This window comes from Arthrobacter sp. MYb23 (assembly GCF_002979775.1).
Classification (GTDB): Bacteria; Actinomycetota; Actinomycetes; order Actinomycetales; family Micrococcaceae; genus Arthrobacter.
The window spans coordinates 1-17,324 of the sequence record NZ_PCPR01000007.1 but is presented as its reverse complement, the minus strand read 5'-3'; the positions used below and the strand labels follow the sequence as shown (position 1 = coordinate 17,324).

Sequence of the window (17,324 nt, the reverse complement as noted above, 5' to 3'; positions counted from 1 at the left end):
CTTACTCCGAGCGAAGCCCGCCCAGTGTTTCCTCCGTTGCAGCACGGAGCCCTGCCAGGGACGGCCCGGCGGCCAGGATCCCCCTGCTGGAGGTCGCCAGGACAGTGGGGTACGCAGCGCCGAACGTCGCTCGAAGATCGGCTGGAGTGGCGCCCTGTGCACCTAGTCCAGGAGCAAGGATCGGACCGCGGACAGCCTCGAGATCGATATCCAAATCAAACAGGGCAGAACCGATGGTTGCCCCCACCACCAGGCCAACAGAGCCCAGGTCACCGCCGTAGCGCTGGTTTTCGACGGCGGCGGCGGCGGTAATCCGCCGCGCCACGGAATCGTTCCCGCCCACGTGCTGGACGGACTTTCCCTCAGGGTTCGATGTCAGCGCAAGCACGAACACTCCCCTGCCGTACTGGGCAGCGAGGTCCAACGCCGGGCGCAGCGACTCAAAGCCAAGGTACGGACTCAAGGTCACCGAGTCCGCAGCCAGGGACGAACCGTCCCGCAGCCAGGCATCCGCGTAGGCCGCCATGGTGGAACCGATGTCCCCGCGTTTCGCGTCGGCGATGCTGAGTACACCCGCCTCCGCCGAGGCGGCAAGGGTGCGTTCCAGCACTGCCATACCGGCAGAGCCGTGACGCTCATAGAGCGCCACCTGCGGCTTGACTGCGGCAGCGAGCGAAGCCACGGCCTCCACCACTGTCAGCGAGAAGCGCTCCAGGCCGGCGACGTCGTCGTTCAATCCCCAGTCAGCTAAAAGCTGTGGGTGGGGGTCGATCCCGACGCAGAGCGGACCGCGCGCGGCCATGGCCGCAGCCAGCCGGGAGCCGAAGGACTCCCGGACCGGCTGCTGCCCTTGCTGTGGTGCAGCAGACTCAGGCATTGGCTGCTTCCACTGCCGATGCCAGGTTGGCCGCGTGCTCCTGCAGGCTGGTCACGGACCACTCGTACGTGCGCAGTGCCTCGATGGCCTGCACCGCTGCGTTGAACTCGGCAACCGTAGTGATGCAGGGAATGCCGATGGACGTTGCCGCGGCGCGGAGCTCATATCCGTCGCTCCGGGCCTCGCCACCGGACGGCGTGTTGAAGACCATGTCGATCTCGCCGGCGATGACCAGATCAGCAATGGTGCCTTCGCCCTCGGCGCTGCTGCCCTCGGCAACCTTGCGCACCGGAGTCGCCTGGATGCCGTTGCGGCGCAGGACGTCAGCGGTGCCTCCCGTGGAGACGATCTCGAAGCCCAGGTCCGAGAGGCGCTTGACGCCCATGATCACCGAACGCTTGTCACGGTTGGCTACTGAAACGAAGATCTTGCCTTCAGTGGGCAGTGCGTTGTTAGCGGCTGCCTGACTCTTGGCGAACGCCGTATCAAAGTGCTTGTCAATGCCCATGACTTCACCGGTGGAGCGCATTTCCGGGCCGAGCAGGGAGTCCACAACCTTGCCTTCCGGCGTACGGAAGCGGCTGAACGGAAGGACTGCTTCCTTGACCGCAACCGGGGCGTCCAACGGCAGGGTGGAACCGTCACCGGTTTCCGGCAGCATCTTGTAGGCTCCGCGGAGCTGGTTGATGGTCACCCCTGTGCCGATGAGGGCTGCCGCCTTGGCCATCTGCACGCCGGTTGCCTTGGAGACGAACGGGACGGTGCGCGAAGCACGCGGGTTGGCTTCAAGGACGTACAGGACGTCGGAGGCCAGAGCGAACTGGATGTTGATGAGGCCGCGAACGCCCACACCTTCGGCAATGGCGCGGGTTGCCGTGCGCACGCGTTCGATCACATTGTTGCCCAAGGTGATCGGAGGAAGGACGCAAGCGGAGTCACCGGAGTGGATACCGGCTTCCTCGATGTGTTCCATGATGCCGCCGAGGTACATGTCCGTGCCGTCGAAGAGAGCGTCGACGTCAATTTCGACGGCGTCTTCCAGGAAGCGGTCGATCAGCACCGGGTGGTCCGGGGTGATTTCCGTGGCATTGGCGATGTAACGGGAGAGGTTTGCTTCGTCGTAGACGATCTCCATGCCGCGTCCACCCAGGACATAGGACGGACGGACCAGCACCGGGTAGCCGATTTCGTCGGCGATCTTCTTGGCGTCCTCGAAGGAGACGGCGGTGCCGTTCTTCGGGGAGGTCAGTCCGGCCTCATCAAGGACGCGGGCGAAGGCGCCGCGGTGCTCTGCCAGATCGATCGCTTCGGGCGAAGTGCCCAAAATCGGAACGCCGGCGTCGGCCAGCTGCTGTGCCAGCTTCAGCGGGGTCTGGCCGCCGAGCTGGACGAAGACGCCCATGACGCCGCCGGTGCGTTCTTCCGCGGCGATGACCTCGAGGACGTCCTCAAGCGTCAGCGGCTCGAAATACAGGCGCGTGGAGACGTCGTAGTCCGTGGAGACAGTCTCCGGGTTGCAGTTGACCATGACCGTCTCATAGCCGGCCTTGCGCAGCGCCATGGAGGCGTGGACGCAGGAGTAGTCGAACTCGATGCCCTGGCCAATACGGTTGGGCCCGGAGCCAAGGATGATGACGGAAGGCTTGGCGTGCAGGCCTACTTCATCTTCCTCGTCATAGGACGAGTAGTGGTACGGGGTGTAGGCGGCGAACTCAGCAGCACAGGTATCCACTGTTTTGTAGACCGGACGAATGCCCAGGGCCTGGCGGACGCCGCGGACCACAGCTTCGTTGTTGTGCGTCAAAGCACCGATCTGCTCATCGGAGAAGCCATGGCGCTTGGCATTGCGCAGCATGTCCTCAGTGAGCACACCGGCCTTGCGGATCTCCTGCGCGGTCTCGTTCAAGAGCTGCAGCTGATCCAGGAACCAAGGATCGATCTTTGTGGCTTCGAAAACCTCTTCAACCGTGGCGCCACCCAAGAGCGCGCGCTGCACCTGGTGCAGGCGGTCAGTAGTGGGGCGCTTGGCCTTCTCGATGAGCTCGGCAACCTCGTACTCCGGCACGGAGCTGAAGTCGAGCTGTGAGCCCTTCTGTTCCAAGGAACGGAGAGCCTTCTGCAGGGCTTCGGTGAAGTTACGGCCCATGGCCATGGCTTCGCCCACGGACTTCATGGTGGTGGTGAGGGTGTTGTCCGCTGCCGGGAACTTCTCGAAGGCAAAGCGGGGAACCTTGACCACAACGTAGTCCAGGGTCGGCTCGAAAGAGGCCGGCGTCTTCTGCGTGATGTCGTTCGGGATTTCGTCCAAGGTGTACCCAAGGGACAGCTTGGTGGCGATCTTGGCGATGGCAAAGCCGGTTGCCTTGGAGGCCAGGGCGGAAGACCGGGATACGCGAGGGTTCATCTCGATCACCACTACACGGCCCGTGGCGGGATCAATGGCGAACTGGATGTTACAGCCGCCGGTGTCCACACCCACTTCACGGATCACAGCGATGGAGACATCGCGCAGCTTCTGGTACTCACGGTCCGTCAGGGTCAGCGCCGGAGCAACCGTGATGGAGTCACCGGTGTGGACACCAACGGGGTCGAAGTTCTCGATGGAGCACACAACAACGACGTTGTCGTTCTTGTCGCGCATCATCTCCAGCTCGTATTCCTTCCAGCCGAGGATGCTCTCCTCGAGCAGGACCTCAGTGGTGGGGCTGTACTGGAGGCCCTGGCCGACGATGCGGCGGAGATCATCCTCGTTGTACGCCAGGCCCGAACCCAGGCCGCCCATGGTGAAGGAGGGACGGACCACCATGGGGTAGCCCAGATCCTCGGCAGCAGCGAAGGCCTCTTCCATGGTGTGGATGATGTGGCTGCGTGCGGACTCAGCGCCACAACGCTCCACGACGCCCTTGAACTTCTCACGGTCTTCGCCGAGCTCAATGGCAGCAATGTTGGCGCCGATGAGTTCCACGTTGTACTTCTCCAGCACACCGTTCTTGTCCAAGGCGATGGCCGTGTTCAAGGCCGTCTGGCCACCCAAGGTAGGCAGGATGGCGTCCGGACGCTCCTTGGCGATGATCTTCTCCACCACCTCGGGAGTGATGGGCTCCACGTACGTGGCATCAGCGAACTCGGGATCCGTCATGATGGTGGCCGGGTTGGAGTTCACGAGGATGACCCGCAGGCCCTCCTCCTTGAGGACGCGAAGCGCCTGGGTACCGGAGTAGTCGAACTCGGCCGCCTGGCCGATGACGATGGGGCCGGAACCGATGACAAGGACGCTCTTGAGATCTGTACGCTTGGGCATTACTTCTTGTCCTCAGTCTTGGAGTCGGTGGAGTTGGCGCCTGTGGCCTGGGCCTTGGTGTCGGCCATGAGGTCGATGAAGCGGTCGAAGAGGTACGCGGCATCGTGCGGGCCGGCCGCGGCTTCAGGGTGGTACTGGACCGAGAACGCGGGGATGTCGAGGCAGGCGAGTCCTTCAACGACGTCGTCGTTCAACGAAACGTGGCTGACTTCCACCCGCCCGTAGCGCTCTTCCGGCGCCACGGTGGAACCGTTCAGCGGCGCATCAACGGCGAAGCCGTGGTTCTGGGAGGTGATTTCCACCTTGCCGGTCCGGCGGTCCATGACGGGCTGGTTGATGCCGCGGTGGCCGTAACGGAGCTTGTAGGTCCCGAAACCCAGGGCACGGCCCAGGATCTGGTTACCGAAGCAGATGCCGAAGTACGGAAGTTTCTCGTCCAGCACGGAGCGCAGGAGGGAGACCTGGTGGTCTGCGGTGGCAGGATCGCCAGGTCCATTGGACATGAAGAAACCGTCGGGCTTGACCGCGTTGACGTCCTCCAAGGTGGACGTGGCGGGCAGGACGTGCACGCGGACGCCGCGCTCGGCGAAGCGAATCGGTGTCATAGCCTTGATGCCAAGATCAACGGCCGCGATGGAGAAGCGCGGCTCACCGTCCCAGCCGTGGTCCTTGGGCTCTACGACGTAGGCCTCATCAATGGAGACTTCCTCGGCGAGGGCGGCGCCTTCCATGGGGGCACTGGCCAGGACCGTATTCAGCAGTTCCTTGTCCGTGGCCTGAGCGGCTTCGCCGGAGAAGATGCCTGCGCGCATGGTCTTGTGCTCGCGGAGGTGGCGGGTGATGGCACGGGTGTCCACGCCCTGGATGCCGACGATTCCCTGATCAACGAGTTCGTCATCGAGGCTGCGTTCGGAGCGCCAGTTGGACGGGCGGCGTGCGGCATCGCGCACGATGTACCCGGCCACCCAGATGCGGCGGGACTCAGCATCTTCGCTGTTCACGCCAGTGTTCCCGATATGCGGCGCAGTCTGAACCACCAACTGCCGCGCGTAGGAGGGGTCGGTGATGGTCTCCTGGTAGCCGGTCATGCCGGTGGCGAAGACTGCCTCCCCCAGGGCGGTTCCCTGGGCTCCGTAGCTGCGGCCGCGGAACATGCGGCCGTCTTCGAGCACGAGTACTGCTGCTGAGGGGGTGGGGGTGGTGGCTGCTTTACTATCCGTCACTTTATTACTTTCCACTATCGGCATCTGCCTGAGGGGCTGCGGAGATCAATTCTTGAAGGGCATCGAGGAGGAGCTGCTTGTCGCTTGCGTGCCTGGAACGGAAGCCGGTGTCGAGTTCACGGGAGCCAAGCTTCCAGTTGATGACCAGGAGTCCGTCCTTTTCGACGAATTTTCCAGCCATTCCGTTGCTTTCACGGCTATCCACCAGTGCGGAGCGCGGGATGAAAACTGGGGCGGCACCGGAACGGTCGAACAGCACGCCTTCAGCGTGGATGCTCAGCTCCGCGTTGGTCCGGATACCCAGGCCCTGGACTGCGATCCGGTCCAACCAGTCGCCGGCCGTAGTGCTGGCCACGTATTGGCCATCTGCTACCACCGTGGCCGGTGTCAGCTGCTTCGGCACCTCGGGAAGGCGTTCGACGTCGGCTTGCCGCCTCAGCCGGTTCCGCCATCCCAGCCAGATCATCGCCAGGACGACGACGATCAGCGGCACCGTGATCAGCACGGTCAGTGTTTGGTTGTCCATCAGTTGCTGCTGACTGCCGGGTACCTGTAAGGCGTGTTGAGCTGACCATCAAGGACCGTGGGGTGGCCTTTGAAGAAGGTGGCCACCACGGATCCGGGCAGCTCCTTGCCCTTGAACGGTGAATTGCGGCCCATGGTTGCCATTTTATGCGGGTCAACGGTCCAACGCGCAGCCGGGTCCACCAGGATGACGTTGGCAGGTTCGCCAACCTCCAGCGGACGGCCCTGATCAGCGACGCGCCCGATCACTGCAGGCGTGAACGAGGTAACCCTGGCGAAATCAGCCCAGGTCATAAGGCCGGTTTCGATCATGGTCTCCTGAACCACGGACAGTGCGGTCTCAAGACCGGTCATGCCCATGGCCGCCTGCGCCCATTCACATTCCTTATGCTCGCTGGGGTGCGGCGCGTGGTCGGTTCCCACGACGTCGATGGTGCCGTCGGCCAGGCCCTCCCGGAGCGCCTGAACGTCGGAATCGGTGCGCAGCGGCGGGTTGACCTTGTAGACGGGGTCGTAGCTGCGGACCAGCTCATCAGTGAGCAGCAGGTGGTGCGGTGTGACCTCGGCGGTGACGTTGATTCCCCGAGCTTTTGCCCAGCGCACAATTTCCACTGATCCGGCCGTGGACACGTGGCACACGTGCAGGCGGGAACCAACGTGCTGCGCGAGCAGGACGTCGCGCGCAATAATGCTTTCCTCGGCGACAGCGGGCCACCCCGTGAGTCCAAGCACGGCGGACACTGCGCCTTCATTCATCTGCGCACCGGCGGTAAGGCGGGGCTCCTGCGCGTGCTGGGCCACCACGCCGTCGAACGCTTTCACATACTCCAGCGCACGGCGCATGATCACGGGGTCGTGGACGCAGATGCCGTCATCAGAGAACATCCGGACCTGCGCGCGGGAGTCCGCCATGGCGCCCAGCTCTGCCAGTTGTTCCCCGGCCAAACCCACGGTTACTGCACCAACAGGGCGGACGTCCACCCAGCCGGAAGCCCGGCCCAGGCTGTGAACCTGCTCCACGACGCCCGCGGTGTCTGCCACCGGGTTGCTGTTAGCCATCGCGTGGACTGCGGTGAAGCCACCCAGGGCGGCGGCGCGGGTGCCGGTCTCCACCGTTTCGGCGTCTTCACGGCCGGGTTCGCGCAGGTGCGTATGAACGTCCACCATGCCCGGCAATGCGACGAGGCCCTGGGCCTCGATGACAGTTGCGTCGTCAGCGGACAGGTCCTTGCCGCGTGCTTCAATGACGCCGTCGCGGATCAAGAGGTCTTCAGCTTCGCCGCCGAGGATGGCGGCCCCACGAATCAGGTAGCTGTTCTCGGCCATCAGTTGGTCTCCTTGCTGGACTGGCTTAAGGTGGGGGCCGCTTCACGGGAATCTCCGGAGAGCAGCAGGTAAAGGGCGGCCATGCGGACCGAGACACCGTTTCGCACCTGGGCGAGGACGGTTGAACGCGGCGAATCGGCCGCTGCCGATGAAATTTCCAAGCCACGGTTCATGGGGCCGGGATGCATGATGATGGTGTCCTTCATGCCGAGATCATCCAGCGCGCGGAGCCTTGCGTCGTCGAAACCCCAACGCCGCGAGTACTCACGGGTTGAGGGGAAGAATGAGGCGTTCATCCGCTCACCCTGGACGCGGAGCATCATCATGGCGTCGATGCCGGCTTCCAGGGTCTCGTCCAGGTTGTAGCTGACCGTGCAAGGCCAGTGCTCGACGCCGATGGGCAGCAGCGTGGGGGGCGCCACGAGCGTGACCTCGGCGCCAAGGGTCTTGAGCAACCACACATTGGAACGGGCCACGCGCGAGTGCAGGACATCTCCGGCAATCGCTACCCGCATGCCTTTGAGGTCTGCCCCCGTGGACTCAATGCCGTTGACCTGTGACCAATGCCGACGCATGGTGAAGGCGTCCAGCAGTGCCTGCGTAGGGTGCTCATGGGTGCCATCGCCAGCGTTGATGACGGCTGCGTCGATCCAGTCGGTGGCAGCAAGCCGGTGCGGCGCGCCGGAGGCCCAGTGCCGGATAACGACGGCATCCGCACCCATCGCTGCAAGTGTTTGCGCCGTGTCCTTGAGCGACTCTCCCTTGGAGACCGAGGATCCTTTGGCGGCGAAGTTGATGACATCTGCTGACAGCCGCTTGGCCGCCGCCTCAAAGGAGATACGGGTACGGGTGGAGTCCTCGAAGAAGAGGTTCACTACGGTCCGGCCCCGCAACGCCGGAAGTTTCTTTACTTCACGCTCGCCAACGGCGGACATTTCCTCCGCCGTGTCCAGAACACGGATGGCGTCAAAGAGACTGAGGTTTTCGGTGGAAAGGAGATGCTTCACTTGCCGGCCTCGATAACAACCTCGTTGACGGGCACGCCGTTCACAGAATCGATCTCCTCAAGGTGGACCCGGACCTTCTCCGAGGAGGAAGTGGGCAGGTTCTTGCCCACGTGATCCGCGCGGATGGGAAGCTCACGGTGGCCCCTGTCCACCAGCACCGCAAGACGGACGATGCGGGGGCGGCCAAGATCAACCAAGGCATCCAGGGCCGCGCGAATGGTCCGGCCGGAGTACAGGACGTCGTCAATCAGGACAACAACTTTGTTATCAATGCCTGACAGCGGGAGCCGGGTGTGGCGTGGGGGCCGCGTGGGCTGATGGGAAAGATCGTCACGGAACATGGTGACATCCAGCTGACCAACCATGGTGTCGGCGTTGACCGTGGGATCGGCGGCTGCGATCTTGTTGGCAAGCCGCACAGCCAAAGGATAGCCGCGGCTGGGAATGCCCAACAGGACCAGGTCCTGGGAGCCTTTGTTGGCTTCGAGGATCTCGTGGGCGATACGAGTGAGCGCACGATCAATGTCCGCCTGATTGAGAACAACCCGCGACGGCACGTGCGCTGAAGTGACTTCAGTCATCGCTCGTCTCCCCTTTCCCCGCCTCACGGGACGGAATTAAAAAAGGAATATTTGCTTTTCAAAGCTACCACAGCGCCCCTTTTCCACCTCACCCAAGACGGCCGTGACCAGTGAGTTTAAGCTCACAGTCCGTGCCGTGGAATAGGCTCTTGCCCATGACCATGAACCACCACGGCCAACCCGGCGGACAACCCTATCCGCGGCCTTATCTGGAACCTGGCGCCAACCCCACCTGGATCGGCCGCGTCCAGCCCGGGAATTATCAACCGGCCCCCGGTAATCCCACAACACTGCCTCGGCAAACCTGGGCCAGGCCACCAGCGCCGCCAGCACGCCCGTCCTGGGGGACGCTTCCCTTGCTCATCGGTGCAACCGTCCTGGTTCTGGGCAGCCTGTTCCTGGTGGTTCCGTTTCTGCTGGGCAACACCGGCATCACCGGTTTTGTCATCGGCTTCATTGCCTCCCTGATACCTCTCTCCGTGGTGCTGTTGACGGTACGGGTGATCGATCGCTGGGAGCCCGAACCAAAGAGGCTCCTGTGGTTCGCTTTCACCTGGGGTGCTGCGGTTTCCATTGCCGGGACGCTGCTCATCCAGCCGCTCTTCGCCCTCGCCGCCCCCACCTCGAGTGAAGAAGCATTCACCTACTTCATGGCCACGGTCCAGGCCCCCATCGTGGAGGAATTCACCAAATCGCTGGGTTTGCTGGTCCTGATCCTCGCAGCGCGCAAGTACTTTGACGGACCTGTGGACGGCGTCGTTTTCGCCTTTACCATCGCCGCCGGATTCGCTTTCACGGAAAACATCCTCTACTTTGGCCGCGAAATAGCCTCCTCCACCGATCCCAGTACTGACCTCATCCGGATTTTCATCCTCCGCGGTGTCATGTCGCCGTTCGCGCATGCAGTCTTCACGGGGACAACCGGACTGATCATGGGCTTCGCCGCCCGAAAATGGCACTCGGGCTACGCTTTCCTGGCCTTCTTCATCGGCTTGCTGCCCGCGATGTTCCTGCATAACCGATGGAACAGCATGGGCCAGAACTTCCTGGTGGAGTACTTCGTGGTCCAAGTCCCGATCTTCCTGGTTGCCGCTACGGGCATCATTCTGCTCCGGGTCGCTGAAGGGAAACTAACCCGCCAACGGCTCCTCGAGTATGCCCGGGCAGGCTGGTTCACTCCAGCGGAAGTGGAGATGCTGGCTACCTCACGAGGCCGGCGGCAGGCTATTCATTGGGCATCCTCGCGTGGGCGCGGAGCGCAGATGAAGGCCTTCATCAAGGGGGCCACAGCGCTGGCCTTTACCCGGCAGCGGATACTCAGCGGCCGCGACGTCCACGTCCATCAGCATGACGAGCTTGAGCTCCTCAGGAGCATCCCCTCCCTCAGGGCAGCAGTCCTCCAGTAATGCAGAAAGGACCCGCATCTTGTGGATGCGGGTCCTTTCCCTATTCATTGCCCTGAACTCATCGCGCCTCGAAAAGCTTTCGCGAGTGAAGGCCTACGCGAGGAGGGACGGCTTGAGCTTCTGCAGGCGGCCAAGCAGCCCGTTGATGAACGCGGGCGACTCGTCCGTGGACATGGTCTTGGCGAGAGCCACGGCTTCGCTGACAGCTACGCCGTCAGGAACTTCGTCATTGTAGAGAAGTTCCCAAGCACCGATGCGGAGGATGATGCGATCTACCGACGGCATCCGCTCCAACGTCCAGCCCTGGGCGTAAGTCTGCAGGAACTCATCAATGGTTGCCTGCATGGAAACAACGCCCTCCACGATTTCCACCGTGTAGGGGTTGATGACAAGATCGGTCTTCTCCCGGCGCGCTGTCATCGCGTCGAAAGCCGAAACGGAACGCTGCTCCGCCTCGAAAAGTACTTCAAGTGCCCTGCTACGGGCTTTACCGCGTGCGCTCACTAGTCGTTGACCCGACCCAAGTAGCTGCCATCCCGGGTGTCAACCTTGACCTTGGTGCCCTGCTCAACGAACAGCGGAACCTGGATTTCGTAGCCGGTCTCGACTGTGGCCGGCTTGGTGCCTGCCGAAGAGCGGTCGCCCTGAAGGCCCGGCTCCGTGTAAGTGATTTCGAGGACGACGCTCGGAGGCAGTTCGATGTACAACGGCGTGCCCTCGTGGATGGCAATGTTCACCATCTGGTTTTCGAGCATGAAGTTCGTGGCATCGCCCACGGTGGCACCGGACACGGTGATTTGGTCGTAGTCCTGGGTGTCCATGAACACGAAGTCTTCGCCGTCCTGGTACAGGTACTGGTAATCGCGGCGGTCAACCGTGGCGGTTTCGATCTTAAGACCGGCGTTGAAGGTCTTGTCCACCACCTTGCCGGACATGACGTTGCGCATCTTGGTGCGGACGAAGGCGCCGCCCTTGCCAGGCTTGACGTGCTGGAACTCGATGATGTTCCAGAGCTGGCCCTCGAGCTTCAGTACGGTCCCGTTCTTGATGTCGTTTGTGGTTGCCACTCGTATCCTCTGGTTATCGCACTGGTTCTAGCTGCCAGCTATCTATGCCAAGCAGGCGTGCCAATCGGCCCGCCAGCGCGTATTTATCAAAAATCCAAGAACCATTCTACCGGCATTTACGTCAAAGGCTTGCGGCGAGTGTTCCACCGGGCTTCAGGAAGCGAGTTCCAGCACATTCCGGGCCCTTTGAAGGGCAACTGCGGAGGAATAGATCAGCGCAGCATCGGCAGCCATCGCAACACGGAGGTCCAAGGCCCTGGCGAATTCCTCGGATGCTGCCAGGGCGTTCCCGCTGACGAAGTATGCCCGGCCCAGGTACTGGTGGACAATGGCTTCTTTGGGGCTGCCCTGGACGTCCTGCAGCAGGTGCCTGAACAACTGGACAGCACGATCCAAGCGATTGGTTGCACGGTGCACTTCTGCTTCAAAAATCCGCAGCCGGAACGACTCGGGATCCTTGTAGCGCGCTTCAGCCAGGAGTTCTGCAGCCTCATTGGGCTGGTTGTCCAGCAGGAGCGCCATGATGCGATCCGCTGGATCTTCAGAAGCCGCCAGGGCGGACTCCATGATTTCCTCGTTGACAATCACAGGAAGCAACGTGTCCGGGTTCATCCGGACTCCCGGGAACCCGGCGGTGGGCCAGTCGCTGACGCCTTCACGAAGAGTGACGGTCATGATGCGATCTCCTGGTAGGCGGCAAACAGGAGAGAAGTGTCAGGGACTTCCAGGATGCCCGGCTTTGCCACACCATCCAGGACCACAAAGCGGAGAAGATCACCGCGGGACTTCTTGTCACGGCGCATGCCGTCCAGAAGACCCTGCCAGCGGTCCTTGCGGTATGTAGTGGGCAAACCGAGGCTTTCCAAGATGGTGCGGTGCCTGTCCGCGTCAGCATCGGACAAGCGGCCCACGCTTCGCGACAACTCGGCAGCAAACATCATTCCCACCGACACAGCGGCACCGTGACGCCATGAGTAGCGTTCCACGAGCTCAATGGCATGGCCCAGGGTGTGCCCGTAGTTCAGGATTTCACGGAGGCCCGATTCCTTGAGGTCCTGGGAGACGACATCAGCTTTCACGGAAATGGCACGCTCAATAAGCTCACGGATAACGTCCGATCCCGCGTCCATCACGGCGTCGGTATTCTTCTCCACGAGGTCCAGAATCACCGGATCGGCAATGAAGCCGCACTTGATGACCTCGGCCATTCCAGAAATGAGCTCGTTCTTGGGCAGGGTCTGGAGCGTGTCAAGGTCAGCCAGGACTGCGGCCGGCGGGTGAAAGGACCCCACCAGGTTCTTGCCTTCGGCCGTATTGATGCCGGTCTTGCCGCCGACCGAAGCATCCACCATGCCCAGCAAACTCGTGGGCATGTGGATGACTTTGACTCCGCGAAGCCATGTAGCTGCCACAAAGCCGGCGAGGTCGGTTACTGCGCCGCCGCCTACTGCCACAATGGCATCAGATCGCGTGAAGTCGTTCTGGCCCAGCACCTGCCAGCAGAATGCTGCCACTTGGATGTGCTTGCCTTCTTCTGCATCAGGGATTTCAGCCGTGAGCGCAGTGAAACCTGCGGCTTCGAGCTCGTCCCGAACAGTATCGCCAGTCAGGCGGAGGGCGCGTGGGTGAATCACCAAAACACGTCGGACGCGTTCGCCAAGCTTGGCGGGCAGGGTGCCCAAGAGTCCACGACCCACCACGACGTCGTAGTTTTCGTTAACGGACTGGCCGGTCACCTTGATGACAGTTGCTTCGTTGCTCACTTTTCAACTTCCTCTTTCAAGGCTGCATGCTGGAGCAGCCGCTCCTCCAAATGGAGGCCGATTTCCGCCACGGATCCAGAACGGACGTCCATGACAATGTCCGCAAGACGCTCATAGACTGGCCGCCGGGTAGCGAACAACGCTTCCCATCGGGTCATCGCGTCACCCTGCAGCAAGGGCCTTCCGGTGTTCCGCGCAATTCTGTCCGCGACGGTTTCCGCATCACACTCCAGATAGACCACGGTGCACTCCCCCAACAATTGCTGGGTCCCGGAATCAAGCACCGCTCCGCCGCCGAGGGAAATAATGGCCGGCTCCATCTTTGCGGACTCGATGGCCTTGGCCACAGCCCGCGCTTCAATCTCACGAAACGCGTGTTCCCCCCTGCCCGCAAAGATATCGGCGATGCTGCCGTGAGCAGCCACAACCACTGCGTCGGTATCCACAAAGGGAAGACGGAGCTGATGGGCCAGCTGCTGGCCTATCGCCGATTTTCCGACCGCCATGGGGCCAACGAGAACAACAGGCAGGCCATCCGGGATAGCGCGGACCACTAGCGGCCGACCGAGTCCAAGGTTGCGGGGATGCTTTCAAGGTAGCCCTGCAGATTGCGCTGGGTCTCGGCCACAGAGTCACCACCGAATTTCTCGGCAACAGCCTCAGCCAAAACCAACGCCACCATGGCTTCGGCCACCACGCCTGCTGCAGGGACCGCACAAACATCTGAACGCTGGTGGTGCGCCTTGGCAGGCTCGCCCGTGCTGACGTCAATGGTCCGCAGTGCGCGCGGGACTGTGGCGATGGGCTTCATGGCAGCCCGGACACGAAGCACTTCACCAATGCTCATGCCGCCTTCAATGCCTCCGGCCCTGTTGGTCTGACGAACAATCCTGCCGTTGTCATCCTTGAGAATCTCGTCATGCGCCGCAGATCCACGACGAGCCGCCGTGAGGAAGCCATCACCAACCTCCACGCCCTTGATGGCCTGGATACCCATGAGCGCGGCTGCCAGGCGGGAGTCGAGACGACGATCCCAGTGGACGTAGCTGCCCAATCCCGGCGGAAGCCCGTAAGCCAGTACTTCCACCACGCCGCCCAGGGTTTCGCCCTCTTTGTGGGCGGCATCCACCTCGGCCACCATCGCGTTGGAAGTCTCACGGTCGAAGCAACGAAGGGGGTCGGCGTCGAGCGCAATAACATCCCTGGGCAACGGCAGGGGCCTGCCCTCGGGGACGGTCACGCTCGCAATGGAAACGGTATGACTTACCAATTCAATACCCAGTTGCTTCAGGAACTGGGCGGCAACGGTGCCAAGGGCCACGCGTGTGGCTGTTTCGCGTGCGCTGGCACGCTCGAGGACCGGACGCGCTTCGTCGAATCCATATTTCTGCATGCCCGTGAAATCGGCGTGCCCCGGCCGCGGACGGGTCAGAGGTGCATTGCGGGCCTGATCGGCAAGGACTTCAGGGGCCACGGGGTCAGCAGACATAATCTGCTCCCACTTGGGCCACTCTGTATTTCCAACCTGGATGGCCACAGGGCCGCCTTGGGTAAGTCCATGCCGGACACCACCCATGATGGTGACCTCGTCCTGCTCAAACTTCATGCGGGCACCACGTCCATAGCCCAGGCGCCTGCGCGCCAGCGCGTCACGAATCTGCTCACTGGTGAGTTCAACACCGGCGGGCACGCCTTCAACAATTCCGATCAGAGCCGGACCATGGGATTCACCGGCAGTCAACCAACGCAACATATAACCAATCCTGCCATGTAGGGCGTCTAGAACACTCGCCGGGGAAGCCCGACTGAGTCGCACATCACATCTATGACGGCGGCGTCGACATCACAGCCGCTGAAGCGCCTGATCTGCTCGGCCGCCTGATACATCAGCATCTCCAGCCCCGGGACCACCGCTCCCCCGTGGCCGTGCCACACTTCCGCCAGCCGGCTGGGCCAAGGATCGTAGGCGACGTCCAACAGGACGCCAGCTCCCGTACCCGGCAGGGCTGCAAGCTCCTCCGCCAAGGAATCGGCGGCGCGGGGCGGAAACGTGGAGATCACCAGATCCGTCCCGGCCACGGCGGCCGCCGCTTCCGTCAGCGGCCGGACGGTAAGGGAAATTCCGACGGCGGCCGCGGCGGCTTGTGCATCACCGGCACGGCCGGCGTCACGGACGAAGACGTCGACGTGGTGGGCGCCGAGTTCCTGCGCAGCGGCGACGGCCGCAGCCGAGGTGCCGCCTCCACCAAGGATGGCCACGTGGGGTGCGGCAACTACGCCCGCGTAGCGGACTGCTTCGACGATGCCAGCCACATCAGTGTTGAACCCCACCCGACGCACCCGCCCGGCGTCGTGCTCGAAAACGACCGTGTTGATGACACCAAGGTGGGCACCGGCGCCGCGGACTTCATCCATTTCCTTGACCATGGCCGATTTCAACGGCATGGTCACCGAAAGGCCGCACCAAGACTCGTCACCGCGAAGCGAGTCCATGAACGAAGGGAGCCCCTCCACCGTGACATCGATCGCCGAGTAGTCGATGTCCACACCTAACTTGGCGTAGGCAGCAGAGTGCAGTGCCGGAGACTTCGAATGTGAAATCGGGTGCCCCAGGACTGCGGCACGACGACTCACACACACCGTCCTGCGTTGGCCGCGCACCACGCATTGTATTGCTCAACGTAGGTGTTGTGCTCAGCCAACGTCTTGGAGAACTTGGTCTCCTTGGTGTCCAAGTTGATGGTCACCCAGTAGAGGTACTCGTTCTGCGTCGGTTTGGCTGCGGCATCAATGGCCGTTTTGCCCGGCGAGCCAATGGGACCCACCGGCAGCCCCACGTTGGCGTAGGTGTTGTAGGCGTTGGACTTATCGGCCTTTTCTTCCTCAGTGAGGTGGAACGACTTCTTGCCCAGGCCATACGTCACAGTGGCATCGGACTGGATCAGTCCACTGGTCTCAATGTTGTTGGGCTTAAGCCGGTTGTAAATTGCTCCAGCCACGTTTCCATAGTCCGCCTGCCCGCCTTCGGCCTGAACAATGCTGGCGATGGTTACGGTGTCGTATTGCTTCGCGGGGTCGGTAACTCCCTGGGCCTTGAGTTCATCGAGGGTGGTGGTCACCAACTTCTGGATGATGTCCTTGGCCGGGGTGCCGAGTTCGAACCGATACTCGCCCGGGGCGAGGAAGCCTTCCAGGTTCTTGGCCTTTGCCGGAACACCGAACTGCCCGGGTGCCTGGTTCAGGGCGTTGAGCTCCTGCAGTGGAATGCCCGAACCCTTGGAGATGGCCTCCAACGATTCGTTGATACGCAAGCCCGCGCTCAGCGCAAAGTACATGACCTTGGATGCATCCTTGTTCACCAGGACCGCTACGGCATCCGAATTCTTCATCTCGGTGCGGAAAGTGAAGGCGCCCGGCGAGAGTTCGCCGCCTTCGTTGAGGAACTCCTTGACGAAAGCATCCGAATCAGCCACCACGCGATTCGCAACGAGATCGTTGGCTACAGCCTTGGGACCGGACCCCTCAGGCACCGTGATGGTCACCGAGCCTGTTCCCGGGCCGGGGTAGTCAGTGACTTTGTCCATGCCCAGCAAGGGCTTCAGGAACTGAGCACCAATGGCGATCGCGGCAACGAAGACGCCCAGCGTGATCAGAAGGGCCAGGACACGACGACGACGGCGGGCCTTCTTAGCGGCGGCCTTGGACGCCGGACTCGCCGGAAGGGGGATGAGATCGTGGGGATGGTCATCAAGAAGAACGTCATGGTGGACTTCCTCATGGTGGAGTTCCTCATGGTGGAGTTCCTCATGAGTACCCAACGGGTAGTGGGCGTGGTGCTCCACGTACTCATGGCCACCAGCGTGCACCTCTGGATGCTCCGCCGAAACAGCATCGTGTTCCATCTCACCCTGATGGACGTCTTCGGGGTGTATGTGACCGTTCGACGTCTCTCCGTGACCGATCCCCATGTGCTCAACCACAGGTTGCTCTGCGGGAAGATGCTCACTGGCACCGTGCTCACGGGTTTCGCCGTCTTGCCCAGGCACGTCTTGCTCAGGCACGTCAGGCTCATGCACGTCAGGCTCATGGGGGTCCTGAAGGTGGCCTTCGGGCTTGCCGTGCTCTTCATTCACGTGGAGTGTGGCCTCATCAGCACCATCGGCCGGCACCTCGGGCTCTGTCGGAGGTGCTGCGGCTGTGGGGGACGCTGCGGGCGTGGGGGGTGCCACGGGTGTGGGCGGCGCCACT

16 protein-coding genes are annotated in these 17,324 nt (G+C 62.3%); 1 reads left to right on the top strand and 15 read right to left on the bottom strand.

The genetic code is table 11. The features are described from left to right. Position 1: 1 nt before the first annotated feature. The 7 genes from pyrF to pyrR are packed head-to-tail and all read right to left on the bottom strand — an operon-like array spanning position 2 to position 8,840. On the bottom strand, positions 2–877 hold the full coding sequence (pyrF, locus tag CQ020_RS09730; RefSeq protein WP_105691670.1) for an orotidine-5'-phosphate decarboxylase: 876 nt from the start codon (positions 875–877) through the stop codon (positions 2–4). Next, positions 870–4,178 (bottom strand): carbamoyl-phosphate synthase large subunit, encoded by a 3,309-nt coding sequence (gene carB / locus CQ020_RS09725; protein WP_105691669.1) that lies wholly within the window; start codon positions 4,176–4,178, stop codon positions 870–872. Before carB ends, pyrF begins: the two co-directional genes overlap by 8 nt. After that, a complete protein-coding gene (gene carA, locus CQ020_RS09720; protein ID WP_105691668.1) occupies positions 4,178–5,425 on the bottom strand; it encodes a glutamine-hydrolyzing carbamoyl-phosphate synthase small subunit in 1,248 nt (415 codons plus the stop codon). Before carA ends, carB begins: the two co-directional genes overlap by 1 nt. Further along, positions 5,406–5,927: a hypothetical protein gene (locus CQ020_RS09715; protein WP_105691667.1), complete on the bottom strand. Its 522-nt coding sequence runs from the start codon at positions 5,925–5,927 to the stop codon at positions 5,406–5,408. Before CQ020_RS09715 ends, carA begins: the two co-directional genes overlap by 20 nt. Then, entirely contained in the window at positions 5,927–7,252 is a 1,326-nt protein-coding gene (locus CQ020_RS09710) for a dihydroorotase (RefSeq protein WP_105691666.1), read from the bottom strand. The genes CQ020_RS09715 and CQ020_RS09710 overlap by 1 nt, the downstream gene beginning before the upstream one ends. Continuing rightward, positions 7,252–8,259 (bottom strand): aspartate carbamoyltransferase catalytic subunit, encoded by a 1,008-nt coding sequence (locus CQ020_RS09705; protein ID WP_105691665.1) that lies wholly within the window; start codon positions 8,257–8,259, stop codon positions 7,252–7,254. The genes CQ020_RS09710 and CQ020_RS09705 overlap by 1 nt, the downstream gene beginning before the upstream one ends. Next, the gene (pyrR, locus tag CQ020_RS09700; RefSeq protein ID WP_105691664.1) at positions 8,256–8,840 is read right to left on the bottom strand and encodes a bifunctional pyr operon transcriptional regulator/uracil phosphoribosyltransferase PyrR; all 585 of its coding nucleotides are present in this window, start codon (positions 8,838–8,840) and stop codon (positions 8,256–8,258) included. Before pyrR ends, CQ020_RS09705 begins: the two co-directional genes overlap by 4 nt. Before the next feature lie 155 nt (positions 8,841–8,995). On the opposite strand from pyrR, the gene CQ020_RS09695 reads away from it, so the two are divergent. Further along, the gene (locus tag CQ020_RS09695) at positions 8,996–10,246 is read left to right on the top strand and encodes a PrsW family intramembrane metalloprotease (protein WP_374955186.1); all 1,251 of its coding nucleotides are present in this window, start codon (positions 8,996–8,998) and stop codon (positions 10,244–10,246) included. Positions 10,247–10,339: 93 nt separating this feature from the next. Here the strand turns inward: CQ020_RS09695 and nusB are convergent, their stop codons facing one another. The 8 genes from nusB to mltG all read right to left on the bottom strand — a co-directional run. Next, positions 10,340–10,750, bottom strand: a complete 411-nt coding sequence (gene nusB, locus CQ020_RS09690; protein WP_011774956.1) for a transcription antitermination factor NusB — start codon at positions 10,748–10,750, stop codon at positions 10,340–10,342. Next, positions 10,750–11,313 carry an elongation factor P gene (gene efp, locus CQ020_RS09685; protein ID WP_011774957.1) on the bottom strand — a complete coding sequence of 188 codons (564 nt, stop codon included), beginning with the start codon at positions 11,311–11,313 and terminating at the stop codon, positions 10,750–10,752. Before efp ends, nusB begins: the two co-directional genes overlap by 1 nt. Before the next feature lie 153 nt (positions 11,314–11,466). After that, entirely contained in the window at positions 11,467–11,988 is a 522-nt protein-coding gene (locus CQ020_RS09680; protein ID WP_024816829.1) for a lipopolysaccharide assembly protein LapB, read from the bottom strand. Further along, positions 11,985–13,076 (bottom strand): 3-dehydroquinate synthase, encoded by a 1,092-nt coding sequence (gene aroB, locus CQ020_RS09675; RefSeq protein ID WP_105691662.1) that lies wholly within the window; start codon positions 13,074–13,076, stop codon positions 11,985–11,987. The genes CQ020_RS09680 and aroB overlap by 4 nt, the downstream gene beginning before the upstream one ends. Then, positions 13,073–13,630, bottom strand: coding sequence for a shikimate kinase (locus tag CQ020_RS09670; protein ID WP_105691661.1), 558 nt, complete (start codon positions 13,628–13,630; stop codon positions 13,073–13,075). Before CQ020_RS09670 ends, aroB begins: the two co-directional genes overlap by 4 nt. After that, complete coding sequence (gene aroC, locus CQ020_RS09665) at positions 13,630–14,829, bottom strand: chorismate synthase (protein ID WP_105568108.1); 1,200 nt, start codon at positions 14,827–14,829, stop codon at positions 13,630–13,632. The genes CQ020_RS09670 and aroC overlap by 1 nt, the downstream gene beginning before the upstream one ends. Before the next feature lie 26 nt (positions 14,830–14,855). Then, positions 14,856–15,710 carry a shikimate dehydrogenase gene (locus tag CQ020_RS09660; RefSeq protein ID WP_105691660.1) on the bottom strand — a complete coding sequence of 285 codons (855 nt, stop codon included), beginning with the start codon at positions 15,708–15,710 and terminating at the stop codon, positions 14,856–14,858. Beyond that, positions 15,707–17,324: endolytic transglycosylase MltG (gene mltG, locus CQ020_RS24460; RefSeq protein WP_374956261.1), on the bottom strand; the 1,618-nt coding region annotated here is incomplete at its 5' end. The genes CQ020_RS09660 and mltG, both read right to left, overlap by 4 nt.